Below are 14,514 nucleotides of genomic sequence, written 5' to 3' on the forward strand. Positions count from 1 at the left end.
CCCTTTAGAAGATTTAGGGGCAGAAAGCGAAAGTCTTAAGGTTGAAAACTCCTCAAATTCCTTCCCGGATGGTGGTTGGAAAGAAGACGGTTTTGTCGCGCAGGAAAGCCGCTATCCAGACCAGCACCATAACCATAATCGCCCCGGCGAGCGGCCCACCATGAGACAGTTCGGTGGCCATGGCTCCGGCAAAATAACAGCACAGCAATACGAAGCCCAGCTTCATGGTTTTGGGGTACAGAAACAGGCCGGCAAAAGCAATCTCCATGATCCCCAGCAGCGGAATGTAGGAACCTACGCCCGCATTCGTCAAGGTTTTTACAACGTCGGTGCTTCCCATCAGTTTCATAATACCGCTGAGAATCACCATGCCACTGGCGATAACCGTAAACAGGATGGTGACAATTCGTTTCGTTTTTGCATTCATGATCTTCCTTTGGTTAAATGCGAACGGCGTCCGGAATGGTCCGAACGGCGTCGTTTGTTCGGCCGTAAAAGTACAGCAGGTCACTATGCAAAAGATAGTACTATCCCAAAGGATACCGGTATCCTTTGGGATAGTGGACAAGCGGACGAAAAGGACTGATACCTATCAAATGATGAATGTTGAATGTAAAAGTGCCGCAGCAATTGCTAACTTGCTATACGAAATAAAGCCGTACCCATTGTGCAATCATTGCCCCAGACATTTGCTTTCGACGAAGAGACTACCTATTTCGCTGACCTGATCATCCCCGTTCCGATTCCGAAACTCTTCACGTACCGCGTGCCGCGCGACATGGTGGAACGGCTGAAAGTGGGCGCGCGGGTGATTGTGCCGTTTGGCAAAAACCGGGTGTACACGGCGGTAGTGAAGAACATTCACTACCAACCCCCGAATGCCTATCAGGCCAAATACATTCTCGAATTGCTGGACGAATACCCGCTGATTACCAGCTATCAACTGGAGCTATTTGCCTGGATGGCAGAATATTACCTCTGCAACATCGGCGATGTGCTGAACGTGGCCCTGCCGTCGGGACTGAAGATCACGAGCCAGTCGAAAGTGCAGTACAACCCGGATTTTGACTACCCCGAATTGCTGACCGACGACGAAGTGCGCTTGCTGGACGAACTCAAAAAGCATTCGTCGCTGTCGTACGAAGAACTGGGTCGGCTGGTGGGGGAGACCAACGTGCCGGGCACGATCAAACTCCTCGTGGGCAAACGGGCGGTGATCGTTTTCGACGAAGTGCGGGAAAAGTACGTGCCGAAAATGGTGCGGAAAGTCCGGCTGACGGAGAAATACGAAAACCGGGACGTGATGCTGAGTCTGATTAACGGACTGGAAAAGTCGCCGAAGCAGCAGGAGGTGGTGATGAAATACCTGAGCTACGTGCCGGTTTTGAACAATCCCACCCTCAACCGCAAAGGACTCGACAAATCCATTCTGAATCAGGACGATGAGGTGTCGCAGTCGTCGCTGCAAACGCTGATCAAAAACCAGGTATTTGAAACCTTTGAGATCATCGTTCCGCGTTTTGGCGACGAGGATATGCAAAATGTGGAGGTGAAACTGACTGACATTCAGCAGAAAGCCTGCGACGACGTCATCAGCCAGTTCAACGAAAAAGACATTGTTCTGCTCCACGGCATTACCGGAAGCGGCAAAACGGAAGTCTATATCAACCTCATTCAGAACGCGCTCGAAAGCGGTTCGCAGGTGTTGTATCTGCTGCCCGAAATTGCGCTGACCACCCAGATTGTGGTCCGGCTGAAGAAAGTGTTTGGCGATAAAATGGGGATCTATCACTCAAAATTCTCGGACAACGAGCGGGTGGAAGTCTGGAAGGGCATTGTGGATGGCCAATACCAGTTTGTGGTGGGCGTTCGTTCGGCGGTTTTTCTGCCGTTCGATAACCTCGGGCTGATTATTGTGGACGAAGAACACGAGACGTCGTACAAACAGCACGACCCGGCCCCGCGCTACCACGCCCGCGACGTGGCCATGATGATTGCCCACTGGCAAAAAGCCAAGGTGCTGTTGGGTTCGGCCACGCCCTCCATCGAAAGTTACTACCACGCGCAGCAGGGCCGCTACGGTTTTGTTGAACTGCTGCAACGCTACGGCGACGCCATGCTGCCCGACATTGTGCTGGTGAATACGCGGCTGGAAAAGCAGCAGAAGAAGATGAAAAACGAGTTTTCGTCGGTTTTGCTCGACCAGTTGCGGCAAAATCTGGAGCGGAAAGAGCAGAGTATTTTGTTTCAGAACCGGCGCGGCTACTCGCCCTATCTGCAATGTGAAGACTGCGAATGGACGGGCCGGTGTCCCAACTGTGACGTTAGCCTGACTTACCACATGCGCGATGCCGAGATGCGTTGCCACTATTGCGGCCACAAAGATCCGGTGCCGAAAAGCTGCCCGGCCTGCGGTTCGTTCAAGGTGCGGACGATCGGTTTTGGGACCGAAAAGCTGGAAGATCAGCTTCAGATTGTGTTTCCCGAAGCCCGGATTCAGCGAATGGATCTGGACACGACGCGGGCCAAGAATGCCTATCAGCAGATTATCTCGGAGTTTGAGGGCGGCAACGTCGATATTCTGGTCGGAACGCAGATGATCAGCAAGGGGCTGGATTTCGGAAACGTCAGCCTGGTCGGGATTTTCGACTCCGACCGGATGATTCACTACCCGGAATTCCGGGCCATCGAGCGGGCGTTTCAGATGATTACGCAGGTCAGCGGCCGCGCCGGTCGTCGCGCCGACCGCCGGGGAAAAGTGCTGATTCAGACCAGCAATCCGCAGCAGGCGGTTTTGCTCAAAATTCTGGAGAATGATTACCGGGGGCTGTTTGAGGAAGAAATTGTGGAGCGGGAAAATTACAACTATCCGCCTTTTTCGCGGCTCATCAAGCTAACGGTCCGGCACGCCGAGCAGAGCGTCAGCCAGAACGCGGCTCAGCGGCTGGTGGCCCAACTGACCGAGAAGCTGGGCGAAGCGCGGGTACTGGGGCCGGAAGTGCCGCTGGTCGAGCGTATCCGAAACCAGTATCTGTACACGATTCTGATCAAGCTTGAACGCACCATCAGTCCCAAAGCCGCGAAGGTTTTCATTCTGGAAAAGATCAATGAACTGCTGAGTGACAAGGGATTGAAAGCCGTGACGGTGGTGGCGGATGTGGATTGTTTGTGAAATTGTCTATACATTGTATTATGAACTGGAGAAATTATATACATTCTGACCCCGAAACACTGCTTGGCAAACCGGTCATTAAAAACACCCGTATTTCAGTGGAGTTACTGCTTGAACTTTACGGGAAAGGGTGGACCGAAGAAATGATATTGGAAAGCTATCCAAGACTGACACGCGAAGATATTCGGGCGGTTTTTTTCTACCTGAACGAGTGTTTACGTCAGGAACTCTATTTCCCGTTTAAAGCCAGTGCCTGATGCGGTTTCTTGCCAATGAAAATTTTCCGGGTCCAAGTATTCGACGGCTGCGTGCGGAAGGTTATGACGTGATTAGCATCTCCGAAACAAATGGTGGCTGGAAAGATAAGCAGGTTCTGGCTCAGGCCGTTGCTGAGCAACTGATCATCTTGACTTTTGACCGGGATTACGGAGAGCTTTTATTCCATTATCGATTGGAATCCCCTCCGGCAGTTGTCTATTTTCGTCGAAAAGGCAACACTCCTGATGATGCTGCTAAAATTTTGATTGACTTACTTTCGACCGGTAAGATTGACATTTTAAACCATTTTACGGTCATTGACGAAGATGGAATTCGACAGCGGAAACTGTGATTACCGCCGATAAAAACCCGGAGGTAAAATCAGGACATGCGTGAGTACCAGTACTCGAATCAGGACCGAATAGCAGGACAGTTTGAAAACCATCAGCGGTTTATTCTGAAACACGATAAAGAGTGCGATTTTCAAAGCCATGAGGGGGTGGGCGGGTGCGGATTGAAAAAAAGAAACCATCGTCTTAAGCCAGTGCTTTTCTGAACAATTCTTCCCGACTGCGAAAAATACTCCGGCTCACTTCGGACCCGCAGCTCCCCGGACTTTGCGAGCAGAATGCCCGCAGGCTGGTCGGCAGCGCATCGTAGCGCGCCAGCGCCATCAACCAGACGCTGCGGTCCTGATAGGGAGCCAGCAACGCCCGGGCGCGGTTCAAATAGCGGTGTTGCCGGGGTTTCCAGACGGGGCGCTCCCCGTAGACCAGTCCCTCGCCGTTCAGCAGGTTGGGAAGGGCCTGGGGGGGCGCCAGGGGCAACAGTTCCGCCAGCAGAAAAAGCCCCAGTTCAACGTTCAACAGCCGGTTGGCCAACTGGCCGGGCAACTCGTGTTGAAACCGGAGTTGCGTGGCCAGTGGCTCCTGCCAGTGCAACGGAAACGGGCTCAGTTGGCGGGCAAGGGGTGAGTTGGATAGGGGCAGTGCGTTCATGAGTATGGTTGTTTACCGTTCGTTGTATACAAAAATAAACCCACCAGAACGTAATCTTTTTACGTTGTTACTAAAATTAATTATTTATTTTTACTCGATTGGTCAGGTAAGTTGGTAAGGCAGTCAGGTTGGGGAAATAGTAGACCCGGTAGGTTCCATTGTCGTTAACTGCCCATTTTTCCCGCTGAGCCACAAGGAAAAGTAGCTTCGATACCACGGCCTGATAAGCTTCATAGCCACGGTTCCGAAGGTAAGTTTTTACGTCTAGCGTAGTCGTGCTGCCCTCGGCTAAAATCAGCGTGGTCGCGGCTAAGCGAACGGCCTGCCGGTTGGTTTTTTTCGCGCCTGCTTTCATGGTTATAGTTTAATTCGGACCATGTACCTAATTGTACACTGCGCCTGGTTATAGACAATAAATTCGTTTTTGAGCAAGCTCGCACCCCGTTGAGCAAATACCGAGTCGTATTTTGAATGGATACGCTTCAGCGAATCGTCATCCAACTGCATGTAGTGAGGTTCGTGTTTCGTTACCTTCATCGCTTGGCCTACGTGTACTTCGTAAATTCCCAGATACCCTTCTTTCTGTTTTCCGTTGGCCCAAACAGATCCATGCAGGGAGGTATAGTTGAGTGATTTACTAAACTGATCGGCGAAATAGATCCCATAGCCGAACATTTTGCCCGTAATAACGGCGTTGGCCGGGCGCAGCAATAAGCCGGTTTTTAAAATCGACAGCCAGTTTTCGCTCCGGCTACCGTGCCAGAGAAGCTGCGTTTTGGGGTTGGCGCGATGGCGGACGTAAGCGTCAAAAGCCGTTTGAGTCGCGGCCTGTTGAACGATGAAAGCCGCGTCGAATTTGTCGGCATCCTGTCCCATCATCCGCTTGATGAGCGTCAGCACACGCTTGTCGGTGACTGGCTCAACAGTCAGGTTCAGCATTTCAAGCAGCGTGGCCGGTGTTTGATCGGGGCCTTCCTTCGACTGGCTCAGTTCGACCTGCCCACGCATAACGTCGAGCGTGTCCTGTTCGCAGGCCAACTGATCGTGCAGACTTTGCAGATCATCGGCTGTTTCGGGGGTTTGTGCTAATAGATGCTGGCTTACTTTGCCCATTTTTCGGGGAATCACTTTAAACAGGTCCAGCAATTTGCGGTTGTAACGGTTTGTATCCACGTTCATGACCACCAGAGCGGCCAGCTCATTGAGCAGTTGCTGAGCGGTTTCTACCTGTTTACGGGTAACCTGTTGTGCCGTTACGACATAGTTCTGGTAGATAGACTGGTTCGCAAATTCCATCAGCCGACTCATCAACCCACGCACATCGGGATTGGCAATGGTGCTGGCGTCGGTCACGGCCGATTTCTCCGCATATAGATGCGTCTGATCTACATATCCTTTGGTCACTTTCTCGCGGATTTTCCGGTCCCATTGCACCATCGGATAGGTGGCTACGCTTTTGGCCCCACCGATTCGTCCGTAGTGAACCGTAAAAGTGTCATCCTGCTGTTCGTGCATTTCATAGTATTTGTTGTTGTTTTCGGCCGTTACCATAATCAGTTTCACTGTACGCAGTTTTTTTGCCGTCGTATCGACCGGTTTGGCGGATGAATCGGTAGACATTAGCGTGCTGGCAGGTGACTGGATATTTTTGAGCGATGCGGCAGGAGTAACGTAATTCGTAACACGCTGGAGCAGGTTCGTAAGCATGGTAGTAATGAGGAATAGAAGGGATAGGGGAACCAGGTTTATGGGAAAAATCATCCAAGAACGCTCCGTAAAACCGTCAGGCGATTGCGCGAAAAGCCCACGGTTTTCAAGCGAAATCCGCTGCGATCACAACTGATGTCGTAGGCCTGAAGATGAACCGGAACGGCAATGTACAGTTCCAGCAGATCATGCCAGCAGGTTTCCCGGGTCAGATGCGTCAACAACGCCAGACCCCGGTTGCGCAGTTTGTGCTGGCGGGTGGTCCAGTTCAGGCAGGCCGGGCTGGTCGGCGGGTGGTCCAGTTCAGGCAGGCCGGGCTGGTCGGATGGTGGTCGCTCAGCAAACCGGGCAGGGCGTCGGGGGGCGCACTCGGCAAGAGTTGCGAGAGCAGAAAAAGTCCCAGTTCAACATCCAAAAGTTGGCGGGCAGAAAGCCGGACCGACCGCCGGGCGGTGCGCTGATCGGTTAAAACCGGGTGCGTTGCTGGTTGGGGAGAAGCAAATAGCGTGTTCATCGTCGTGTTGTTTCTGTTCGGCTGGGTGATTCGAACACTACAAAATTGATTTTGTCAGAACGTAATCTTTTTACGGCCATTGATTTTTCTGCGATTTTTTTTTCGCTTCTTTGTCCCGACAACAACCGAACGCATGCCCATTACCCGCTCCGCCTTCCAACGCTACCGCCTGATCGACGAAGTGATCAGCCGCTACCCCCGCCGGTATTCCAAACAGGCGCTGTTCGAACTGCTTCAGGACCGTTGCGGCATTCGGTCGGTTTCGTCACTGGAAAAAGACATCCAGCGGCTGCGTGAAGACCACAACGCGCCCATTGCCTACGACAAACGCAGAAACGGCTATTACTATACGAATCCGCAGTTCCGGCTGCTCCGGCTCATGCTCACGCCCGACGACATGGAAGCCCTCGACTACGCCCGCGAGGTGCTGGCGGCCACGCAGGGCGCGTCGGTGGTAGCAGAACTGACCAACGCCCTCCAGAAAGTCCGGCAAAGCCTGGACATTGTCCGGGAAGTGCGACCCGAAGACGGCAATGCGTCGGGGATGCAGCGGAAAGTGGTGTATGTGGAAGAGAAAGTGCTGGGCGGAAACCGGCAGTACGTTCCAGTGCTGATTCGGGCCGTGAATCAAAACCGGCAGGTGTCGTTTCAATACCGCAAACACGCCGATCCCGAAATCGAGTCGTCCGCGTCGTCCCGAACCCTGCACCCGATTTTGCTGCGGGAGGTGGCCGATAGCTGGTATGTGATTGGGTATGATGCCCTGAGCGGCAAGGAGAAAACCTACGCTCTCGACCGCATGGCCGAACTGGAGATTCTGGACGAACCCTGCGCTGTGCCACCGTCGGTTCTGGCCTATGTCGCCGAGTTGTTCGACCACATTTATGGCATCACGGACACCACCGATCCGGTGGAGGAAATTCTGCTGTCGTTCACGCCCCTATTCGGGTATTACGTGAAAGCCAAACCCATTCACCAGACGCAGGAGGTGTTGCGCGACGACGAAACTGAGTGCGTCGTCCGGCTCCGGCTGGCCCCCAACCGCGACCTGCTGATGCACCTCCGCAGCTACGGCGAACACGTCAAAGTGCTAAAACCGGCGAGTCTGGCGCAGACCATTACGGAGTCGTTGCGGGCGACGCTGGGGCGGTATTGACGAGGCATTTGGAAATGAACTGTTTGTTGATCGGTAGAAATCTCGGTATATTCACTATTGGTAAATGTCTGAATCGCCACTATGCTCTACCCAAAATACCAGGCATTCTTCAACCCGGAACGAACCCCCGTTCCGCTAAAGGTATTGCGAGCCCGAACAGCACCCTTAATTCTCAGTTTTTTACAGGAAAATTTTAAAAATACCGATTATACACCGGCTCTCACGAATGAACGACTGGTAAATAATCTGGCTGATTTTCTGGAAACCTGGAATACCCGTGACGACGAAGGTGATCTGGCCAGCGCGGTGCTGGGTTTTGACGACCGGGCTGCTAAATTTATCCGGGACTGGGTACGGGAAGGATACCTGACATTGTACTCCGATGATCAGGGCCAGGACATGCATTCGCTCACGCCCGACATGGAAAATGTGCTGGATTGGGTGGCATCGCTGATGCGAAAACAGAGTTTCGTTGGGACGGAATCCCGGTTTCTGGACATTGTTAACAAGCTGCGGGATCTGGTTCAGAATACGTCGGAGGACTGGCAGACGAAGGTGACCGAATTGGAAAAACAGAAACTGGCGATCGATGAGCAGATTCGCCAACTGACGTTGACGCAAACCGTTCAGACGTTTGAAGATTATCAGATTAAAGAACGGTTTCAGGAAGTGAATCTATTGTCGCGGAGTATGCTGCGCGATTTTCGGGAAGTTGAATCCAATTTTCGTGATATTACCCAACGGATTTACCAGAAACAGGCGGCCCTTGACCAGACGAAGGGCGGTCTTCTCGGTTATGCACTCGACGCACTGTATGAACTGCGTCAAACCGATCAGGGACGTAGTTTCGAGGCTTTTTATCAGCATCTGACCGATCCGGCCCAGAAGGCTGAACTCGATAACCTGATTCGGCAAGTGTTTGAACTCCTGAACAAACGGGGACTGCCACCGGAGGATACGTTTGTCCGGAAAATTAAATTTTACCTGCACAGCGAAGGACAAAAAGTGAACGCGTCTTTTTACCTGCTGGCGAAGAAATTGGAGAAAATTATCTCCGAAAAAAATAGGATGGAGCGTCGAAAGTCGCTGATGCTCATCAACGAAATCAGAACTTTGGCGTTCGAAATGATGGACAATCCGCCCAAAGAAGAAGCCTTTCTGGAAATTGACGGACGACCGGATTACCTGTCCACCGATACGACGATATCATTGCAGGAACGCGAAAGCAAGATTATGCCGCGTGCCTTGTCTGTTGCCGAAAGCGAAGAAACTGATTTTGATTTGCTGGTCAGCCAGTGGGTTATCGATAAGTCGGTATTGCTGGCAAACATCAAATACCTGCTCCGGAGTGAGGCCCAGGTAACGTTGCGCCGGGTAGTCGACGAGTTTGGGCTGACTCACGGGCTAACGGAATTGATGGCCTACGGAAGCATTGCTGCGTCGTCGGAGAAGCATATCATCAACGATGCCCGAAAAGAAATTTTTGTCATCAGTCCGACCAATTCCGTACCTCAACGAATGGTCGATTTCCCGGAAATTATCTTTTGCCGTTAACTGCCATGCAAAAACCGTATGCCTCCGTGTTGGTCAAGCTCATTCAGACGCACGCCATTTACGACGATGACCGGTTCTACTGGCTGTTGCTGGAGCAGTATGAATCGGCCATCCGCGACTATTTTCAGGTCATTGGCGTCACGCTCGATCTGAACCGGCGGGAAGGCTACGCCCGACTCACTCAGAAGGAGTTTGCGGAGGATGAAGGCAATCCACCCATCCGGCTGATTCGCCGGGTGCCGCTCAGTTACGAACAGAGTCTGTTGTGTATTCTGTTGCGGGAATGGCTGGAAGAGCACGAAATCAGTGCTCACCTGAGCAGCAGTCGGCTTTTCGTGACGCGGGAGCAGTTGCGGGATCGGATCGAACTGTTTTTCAAAAACCAGACGAATCAGAAGGCTTTGCTGGGAAAACTGGACAACCTGATCGAAAAACTGGTCGATCACGGTTTTTTGAAGGTTTCCCGGAAAGATGAAGTCAATCTCGATAACACCCAATACGAAGTAAAAACGTTGCTAAAAGCCAAAATTACCAACGAGAAACTCGAAGAATTCAGAGATAAACTACGCAACTATGTTGAGTCTGTTTGACACCGGTGGGCGGAACTCCGCTGCTACGCGGACGGGCTACCGACTGAAAACGCTGGAAGTGTTCAACTGGGGGACGTTTCATGAAGGCAATAACCGGAGCGACATCTGGAAATTGTCGCTGGATGGAAACAATACCTTGCTGACGGGCGCGAATGGATCGGGCAAAACGACGCTTGTCGATGGGCTGCTGGCCTTATTGGTCAATCCGCAAAAGCGGTTTTTCAATCAGTCGTCAGGGGCGAAAAGTGCCCGGGAACGCACCGAAGAATCCTACGTGGAGGGGCATTATTCCCGGACGCAAAGCGAAGACCAGCAGAACTCGCGCGTTGAAAAACTGCGTCCAAACCGCTCGGCTACCTATTCCATTATTCTGGGCGTGTTCACCAATGAGGGTGCTGCCAGTACGCCCGTTACGCTGGCGCAGATTCGGTGGTTCAACAACAGCGGTTTGCAACGAAAATACGTCATTGCCAAACTCGAACTCACCATTGCCGACCATATTCAGTTCAGTACCGACGGAAACTGGCTCCGCAAACTCAAGCGGCAGTTTGCCGACCGCATCGACGACTTTGATGCGTTTCCGAAATACGCAGCCCGGTTTCAGCAGTTGTTCGGAATGCGGAGCGACAAAGCACTGACGCTGTTTAACCAGACGGTGGGCATGAAAATTCTGGGCGATCTGGACGAGTTTATTCGTACCAACATGCTCGAAGAGAGTACGGCCGAGGACACGTTTAAAAAGCTGATGGATAACTACCAAACGCTTTTGGTGGCCTATCAGGCACTCGAAAAATCCCGGATTCAGCTCAGTTTGCTAAAACCGGTTTATGACCTCAGTCAGGCCTATGCCGAACTGGAAAACCGCATTCGGGAAGCCGAAGGTCAGCAACGTTTGCTGGAACCGTGGTTTGCCCGGCAACAGGGCGGAATCTGGCAGGCAGAAATTGCCCGGCAAGAACGCGAATTAAAGCGACTGGAGGACAAACTGGCCACCCAGGAACACCAATTGGAAGAACTGCGTGAGCAGGAAAAACAGGTTTATGCCGCAAAAGAAAACAACAAAGTTGATCAGCAAATCAAGGAGTTAGCCCAGAAAATTAAAGGATTAGAGGAAATAAAGACAGATAAGAAAGAGAAACTAATAGACTATAATCGTTTCGCCCGTCCGCTGGGATTTGTCGAGAATCCCGACGAAGTGACCTTTCGTGAAAATACTGAGCGCGCCGTGGCCCTGCAACAGTCGCTGGTTCAGGATAGGGAGCGGGTTGGCCAGCAGAAATTCGATACACAAACGAAGGTGAACGGTTTGAAAACCGACTTCGACAAACTGACGGCTGAAATCACTCAACTTCTGAACAGCACGGGAAAAGTGACCGGACGACCCGCCGAAATCCGGCAGGAAATTCTGGAGGCTGTGAACGCAACCGAAGCCGATATTCCGTTTGTCGCTGAGGTGATGCAGGTGCGCGACGACCAAAAGGCGGTTTGGAACAACGCCATCGAAAAAGTATTGCACAGCCTGGGACTGAACCTGTTGGTGCCGACGGACTACTATTCGGCCGTTACGGAATACGTGAACGCGCAGACCGATTTGCGGGGAAAGGTGGTTTTTCAGCTTGTAGCCGGTAAACCGGGCCCGCCGATTTTTCCGGACCCCCGCACGTTGGTGGCCAAACTGGATTTTAACCCTAAAAGCCGGTATATCGACTGGGTCGAAAATCACATCTTCAGCCGGTTCAATTACCTGTGTACTGAAAACCGGAGCGAGTTTGAACGGGCCGAAAAAGCCCTGTTACCATCGGGACTGAACCGGACAAAGAACCGTCACGAGCGCGACGATTCAACAAATCACCGGCATATTCTGGGCTGGGATAACCGTGAACTTCTCCGTGAAAAGCAACGCAAAGGCCGGGAGTTGAGCGACGACATAACCAAGCTCAACCAGGCTTTAAACCGATTAGTTAATGAAGAGAAAAAGATCGATGAAGACGAAAAACGCCTGACGCTGTTTCTGACTATGGATCAATTTTCGAAACTGGACTGGCAGGCCGACGCGTTGAAAATTGCCGATTTGTCGAGACAAAAAGAACAACTCGAAAATTCGAACCAGACACTGAAAACGTTGCTGGAACAACTCGAAATGCTGAGGAAAAATATTGCTAATCTGAGTGCTAAAAAAGACTCAACGCGGGATGAATTCAAGGATACTGAGCGGACTATAAAGACCTTGCAGGAAGAGAAAAGAGGTGGCGAATATTTTCTGGATAACTTTGATTCAGAGGATATTGACATCGAATTAAACCGTCTCAATGATTTGACAAGTACACTGGTCGGGCAGTTGAATTTTGGCAACTTTATTCAGGAAAAACAAAAGCTGGAAAACCGGTTGAGTGCCGAAATCGCTGCGTTAAAAAGCAGTCGGAACAAACTTGAAAAGGACATTGAAAAAAGGATGTCTGATTTTAAAATACCGAAAAAAGAGGTGCGGCTAAAATTCCCGGATTGGGAAAGTGAAACCAACAATCTGGAGCCTGACATTGACCAGTTGGCCGAATACGTCGATCGTTACGAGCAAATCCGGGATGAGAATCTGGTTGAGTTGGAAAGCCGGTTTCAGGAGGAATTCAAGAGTGGCGCGACCAAAGCATTAAGCGATTATTGTAACTCGCTCGAACTGCAACACGAGCGGATTTGTGAAACCATCGACCAGATCAACGAGTCGCTGCGGGGTATTGCATTCAACCTCAACCCTGACACCTATATTCAGTTGGAGCGCACCGACACGCGTAAACCCCGGATTCGGGATTTCCGGTTTGGCAAACTCAATAGCTGGCAGCCTGACCGTACACAAATGGCGCTGGCAACTAATCCGAAAGAGGCTGAAATTGAGCATTTTGTTAGCCGGATTCAGCCGTTTATTAACGAATTACAAGCTGATGAAAAATGGAGACAGGAGGTAAGTGACGTGCGCAATTGGTCGGATTTCAAAGCCCGTGAGTATTTCAAAACCGATCAGACACCGAAACAGGTTTACGAAAGTTCGGGCAGTTTGTCGGGGGGAGAAGCGGCTCAACTGGCCTATACCGTGCTGGGTGCGGCCATTGCTTTTCAGTTTGGTATCAACCGCGACGCTAATACGTATAAGTCGTTCCGGTTTATTGTGGTCGATGAAGCGTTTAGCAAACTGGACGAAGACAAGTCGAAGTACCTGCTGCAACTCTGCCGCAGTCTGGGTCTGCAACTGATGGTCGTGACGCCCCTGACCTCCATTCACCTGCTGGAAAACGACGTGTCGGTGATTCATTGGGTAACCCGCGCCCAGAACGACCGGCGCAAATCCACGGTTCGGGATATTCCGATTCTGGAATACAAAGAGAAGAAAGAAACGCTGCTGGCCGACGCGAACGAAGCATGATTACGTTAGCAGAATTGACAACCAAGGCCAACCGGCAGTATATCAACCTGTTGAAGGGGCATCTGACGGGCGAAAACCGGTTTCCGCTGGTCATTTCCGCCAATAAAGCCCTGGATCGTCGGCAGGGAAGCGAGCATATTTTTGCCCAGCAGCAGGAATTATTACTTCACTCGAAGAACAAAACCGGTCGGGGTTACACGCTTCAACTCAAACAAAATAGCCGCACGAAGCAGAGCGAAATCAGCCGGATTTCGTTTGAATCGCTGGATGATTTTCTGGTTTTTCTGGGAAAAGAAGACGAGTATACGGCTTTTGTTCAGGCGGTTAGCCAGATTCGGATCGAAGTGCCGGAATTGCTTGCTCTGCTCGAACGAATGCCCCGGCTGGTAATCGAACAATTGGGCAAATGGCCTGATTTATTGCGGGTTGTCCGGTATTTCCAGCAAAATCCCCAGCCCCGGCAGTACGTCCGGAACCTGCCCATCGACCTGCCCACAAAGTTTATCGAAACGAACCGGCCCATTCTCCGGATTTTGCTTGATCACCTGATTCCGTCCCACATCAACGCCGACGAAACCGACTTCTACAGACGGTTTCACCTGGAAATTGAAGAGCCGATGGTGAAAATCCGGTTTCTGGACAATACCCTCCGCATCCAGGCCACGCTGTCGCACATCAGCGTGTGGCTGAGCGAGTTTCGTGGTCTGAACCTGGCTTGTGAGCGGATCTACATCATCGAAAACCTGACTTCCTTCCTGACTTTTCCGGCTATTCCCAATAGCCTGGCTATTTGGGGTGGCGGTTTTGCAGTTAACCTTCTCGGGGGCATCGATTGGCTGTCCGAAAAACAACTGTTTTACTGGGGTGACATCGATGTCCATGGTTTTCAGATTCTCTCCCAGATTCGGGGCCATTACCCCGAAATTCAGTCCATGCTGATGGACGAAACGACCTTCATCCGGTTTCACCGGAGCGGAATCGGCGGGGACTTTCTCGCGCTGGAATTGACTAATCTGACGGAGCCGGAACGGCGGCTTTATGAACGGCTATTAGTGAACAATTGGCGGGTTGAGCAGGAGCGGCTGGAAGGTAACTGGGTATTGGAACAACTACTGACTGTCTATCCGACATAGCGTTAATGGCTGCAACA

At 51.5% G+C, this 14,514-nt stretch carries 14 protein-coding genes; 8 read left to right on the forward strand and 6 right to left on the reverse strand.

Annotated features, from left to right (window positions below):
• Positions 1 to 52: 52 nt before the first annotated feature.
• Complete coding sequence (locus ACS5NO_RS04725) at positions 53 to 427, reverse strand: DoxX family protein (RefSeq protein WP_439414075.1); 375 nt, start codon at positions 425 to 427, stop codon at positions 53 to 55.
• A 240-nt stretch (positions 428 to 667) separates the two neighbouring features.
• Between ACS5NO_RS04725 and priA the strand changes: the two genes are divergently transcribed.
• From priA to ACS5NO_RS04740, 3 genes are read left to right on the forward strand one after another with little or no spacing between them, the layout of a single operon-like run.
• On the forward strand, positions 668 to 3,172 hold the full coding sequence (priA, locus tag ACS5NO_RS04730; RefSeq protein ID WP_439414076.1) for a replication restart helicase PriA: 2,505 nt from the start codon (positions 668 to 670) through the stop codon (positions 3,170 to 3,172).
• A gap of 20 nt (positions 3,173 to 3,192) precedes the next feature.
• Positions 3,193 to 3,429: a DUF433 domain-containing protein gene (locus ACS5NO_RS04735; protein ID WP_138989669.1), complete on the forward strand. Its 237-nt coding sequence runs from the start codon at positions 3,193 to 3,195 to the stop codon at positions 3,427 to 3,429.
• Positions 3,429 to 3,782, forward strand: coding sequence for a DUF5615 family PIN-like protein (locus tag ACS5NO_RS04740; RefSeq protein WP_439414077.1), 354 nt, complete (start codon positions 3,429 to 3,431; stop codon positions 3,780 to 3,782). The genes ACS5NO_RS04735 and ACS5NO_RS04740 overlap by 1 nt, the downstream gene beginning before the upstream one ends.
• Positions 3,783 to 3,966: 184 nt before the next feature.
• Here ACS5NO_RS04740 and ACS5NO_RS04745 read toward each other — a convergent pair whose 3' ends face one another.
• The 5 genes from ACS5NO_RS04745 to ACS5NO_RS04765 all read right to left on the reverse strand — a co-directional run bounded on the left by ACS5NO_RS04745 (position 3,967) and on the right by ACS5NO_RS04765 (position 6,649).
• Positions 3,967 to 4,428 (reverse strand): pPIWI_RE_Z domain-containing protein, encoded by a 462-nt coding sequence (locus ACS5NO_RS04745; RefSeq protein ID WP_439414078.1) that lies wholly within the window; start codon positions 4,426 to 4,428, stop codon positions 3,967 to 3,969.
• 76 nt (positions 4,429 to 4,504) lie between these two features.
• On the reverse strand, positions 4,505 to 4,783 hold the full coding sequence (locus ACS5NO_RS04750; protein WP_439414079.1) for a hypothetical protein: 279 nt from the start codon (positions 4,781 to 4,783) through the stop codon (positions 4,505 to 4,507).
• A 2-nt stretch (positions 4,784 to 4,785) separates the two neighbouring features.
• Positions 4,786 to 6,135 (reverse strand): ADP-ribose polymerase, encoded by a 1,350-nt coding sequence (locus ACS5NO_RS04755; protein WP_439414080.1) that lies wholly within the window; start codon positions 6,133 to 6,135, stop codon positions 4,786 to 4,788.
• 50 nt (positions 6,136 to 6,185) lie between these two features.
• Entirely contained in the window at positions 6,186 to 6,359 is a 174-nt protein-coding gene (locus tag ACS5NO_RS04760) for a hypothetical protein (RefSeq protein WP_439414081.1), read from the reverse strand.
• Positions 6,360 to 6,403: 44 nt separating this feature from the next.
• Positions 6,404 to 6,649, reverse strand: coding sequence for a hypothetical protein (locus ACS5NO_RS04765; RefSeq protein ID WP_439414082.1), 246 nt, complete (start codon positions 6,647 to 6,649; stop codon positions 6,404 to 6,406).
• Positions 6,650 to 6,782: 133 nt separating this feature from the next.
• Here ACS5NO_RS04765 and ACS5NO_RS04770 point away from each other — a divergent pair, with 133 nt between their 5' ends.
• The 5 genes from ACS5NO_RS04770 (at position 6,783) to ACS5NO_RS04790 (ending at position 14,497) form a co-directional block, all read left to right on the forward strand.
• Positions 6,783 to 7,805 (forward strand): helix-turn-helix transcriptional regulator, encoded by a 1,023-nt coding sequence (locus ACS5NO_RS04770; RefSeq protein ID WP_439414083.1) that lies wholly within the window; start codon positions 6,783 to 6,785, stop codon positions 7,803 to 7,805.
• Positions 7,806 to 7,886: 81 nt separating this feature from the next.
• On the forward strand, positions 7,887 to 9,359 hold the full coding sequence (locus ACS5NO_RS04775) for a DUF3375 family protein (protein ID WP_439414084.1): 1,473 nt from the start codon (positions 7,887 to 7,889) through the stop codon (positions 9,357 to 9,359).
• A 5-nt stretch (positions 9,360 to 9,364) separates the two neighbouring features.
• The gene (locus ACS5NO_RS04780) at positions 9,365 to 9,949 is read left to right on the forward strand and encodes a DUF4194 domain-containing protein (protein WP_439414085.1); all 585 of its coding nucleotides are present in this window, start codon (positions 9,365 to 9,367) and stop codon (positions 9,947 to 9,949) included.
• Entirely contained in the window at positions 9,933 to 13,364 is a 3,432-nt protein-coding gene (locus tag ACS5NO_RS04785) for an ATP-binding protein (protein WP_439414086.1), read from the forward strand. The genes ACS5NO_RS04780 and ACS5NO_RS04785 overlap by 17 nt, the downstream gene beginning before the upstream one ends.
• Positions 13,361 to 14,497, forward strand: coding sequence for a Wadjet anti-phage system protein JetD domain-containing protein (locus ACS5NO_RS04790; RefSeq protein WP_114403999.1), 1,137 nt, complete (start codon positions 13,361 to 13,363; stop codon positions 14,495 to 14,497). Before ACS5NO_RS04785 ends, ACS5NO_RS04790 begins: the two co-directional genes overlap by 4 nt.
• Positions 14,498 to 14,514: the final 17 nt, after the last annotated feature.

This window comes from Larkinella fluvii (assembly GCF_051857545.1).
Lineage (GTDB): Bacteria > Bacteroidota > Bacteroidia > Cytophagales > Spirosomataceae > Larkinella.

Bases quoted from the DNA above. Each gene is read 5' to 3' on its own strand.
- ACS5NO_RS04785 (WP_439414086.1), top strand. From the start codon at position 9,933: ATGTTGAGTCTGTTTGACACCGGTGGGCGGAACTCCGCTGCTACGCGG.
- ACS5NO_RS04745 (WP_439414078.1), bottom strand. From the start codon at position 4,428: ATGAACGCACTGCCCCTATCCAACTCACCCCTTGCCCGCCAACTGAGC.
- ACS5NO_RS04755 (WP_439414080.1), bottom strand. From the start codon at position 6,135: ATGCTTACGAACCTGCTCCAGCGTGTTACGAATTACGTTACTCCTGCC.
- ACS5NO_RS04735 (WP_138989669.1), top strand. From the start codon at position 3,193: ATGAACTGGAGAAATTATATACATTCTGACCCCGAAACACTGCTTGGC.
- ACS5NO_RS04775 (WP_439414084.1), top strand. From the start codon at position 7,887: ATGCTCTACCCAAAATACCAGGCATTCTTCAACCCGGAACGAACCCCC.
- ACS5NO_RS04790 (WP_114403999.1), top strand. From the start codon at position 13,361: ATGATTACGTTAGCAGAATTGACAACCAAGGCCAACCGGCAGTATATC.
- ACS5NO_RS04750 (WP_439414079.1), bottom strand. From the start codon at position 4,783: ATGAAAGCAGGCGCGAAAAAAACCAACCGGCAGGCCGTTCGCTTAGCC.
- ACS5NO_RS04770 (WP_439414083.1), top strand. From the start codon at position 6,783: ATGCCCATTACCCGCTCCGCCTTCCAACGCTACCGCCTGATCGACGAA.
- ACS5NO_RS04740 (WP_439414077.1), top strand. From the start codon at position 3,429: ATGCGGTTTCTTGCCAATGAAAATTTTCCGGGTCCAAGTATTCGACGG.
- ACS5NO_RS04725 (WP_439414075.1), bottom strand. From the start codon at position 427: ATGAATGCAAAAACGAAACGAATTGTCACCATCCTGTTTACGGTTATC.
- ACS5NO_RS04780 (WP_439414085.1), top strand. From the start codon at position 9,365: ATGCAAAAACCGTATGCCTCCGTGTTGGTCAAGCTCATTCAGACGCAC.
- ACS5NO_RS04765 (WP_439414082.1), bottom strand. From the start codon at position 6,649: ATGAACACGCTATTTGCTTCTCCCCAACCAGCAACGCACCCGGTTTTA.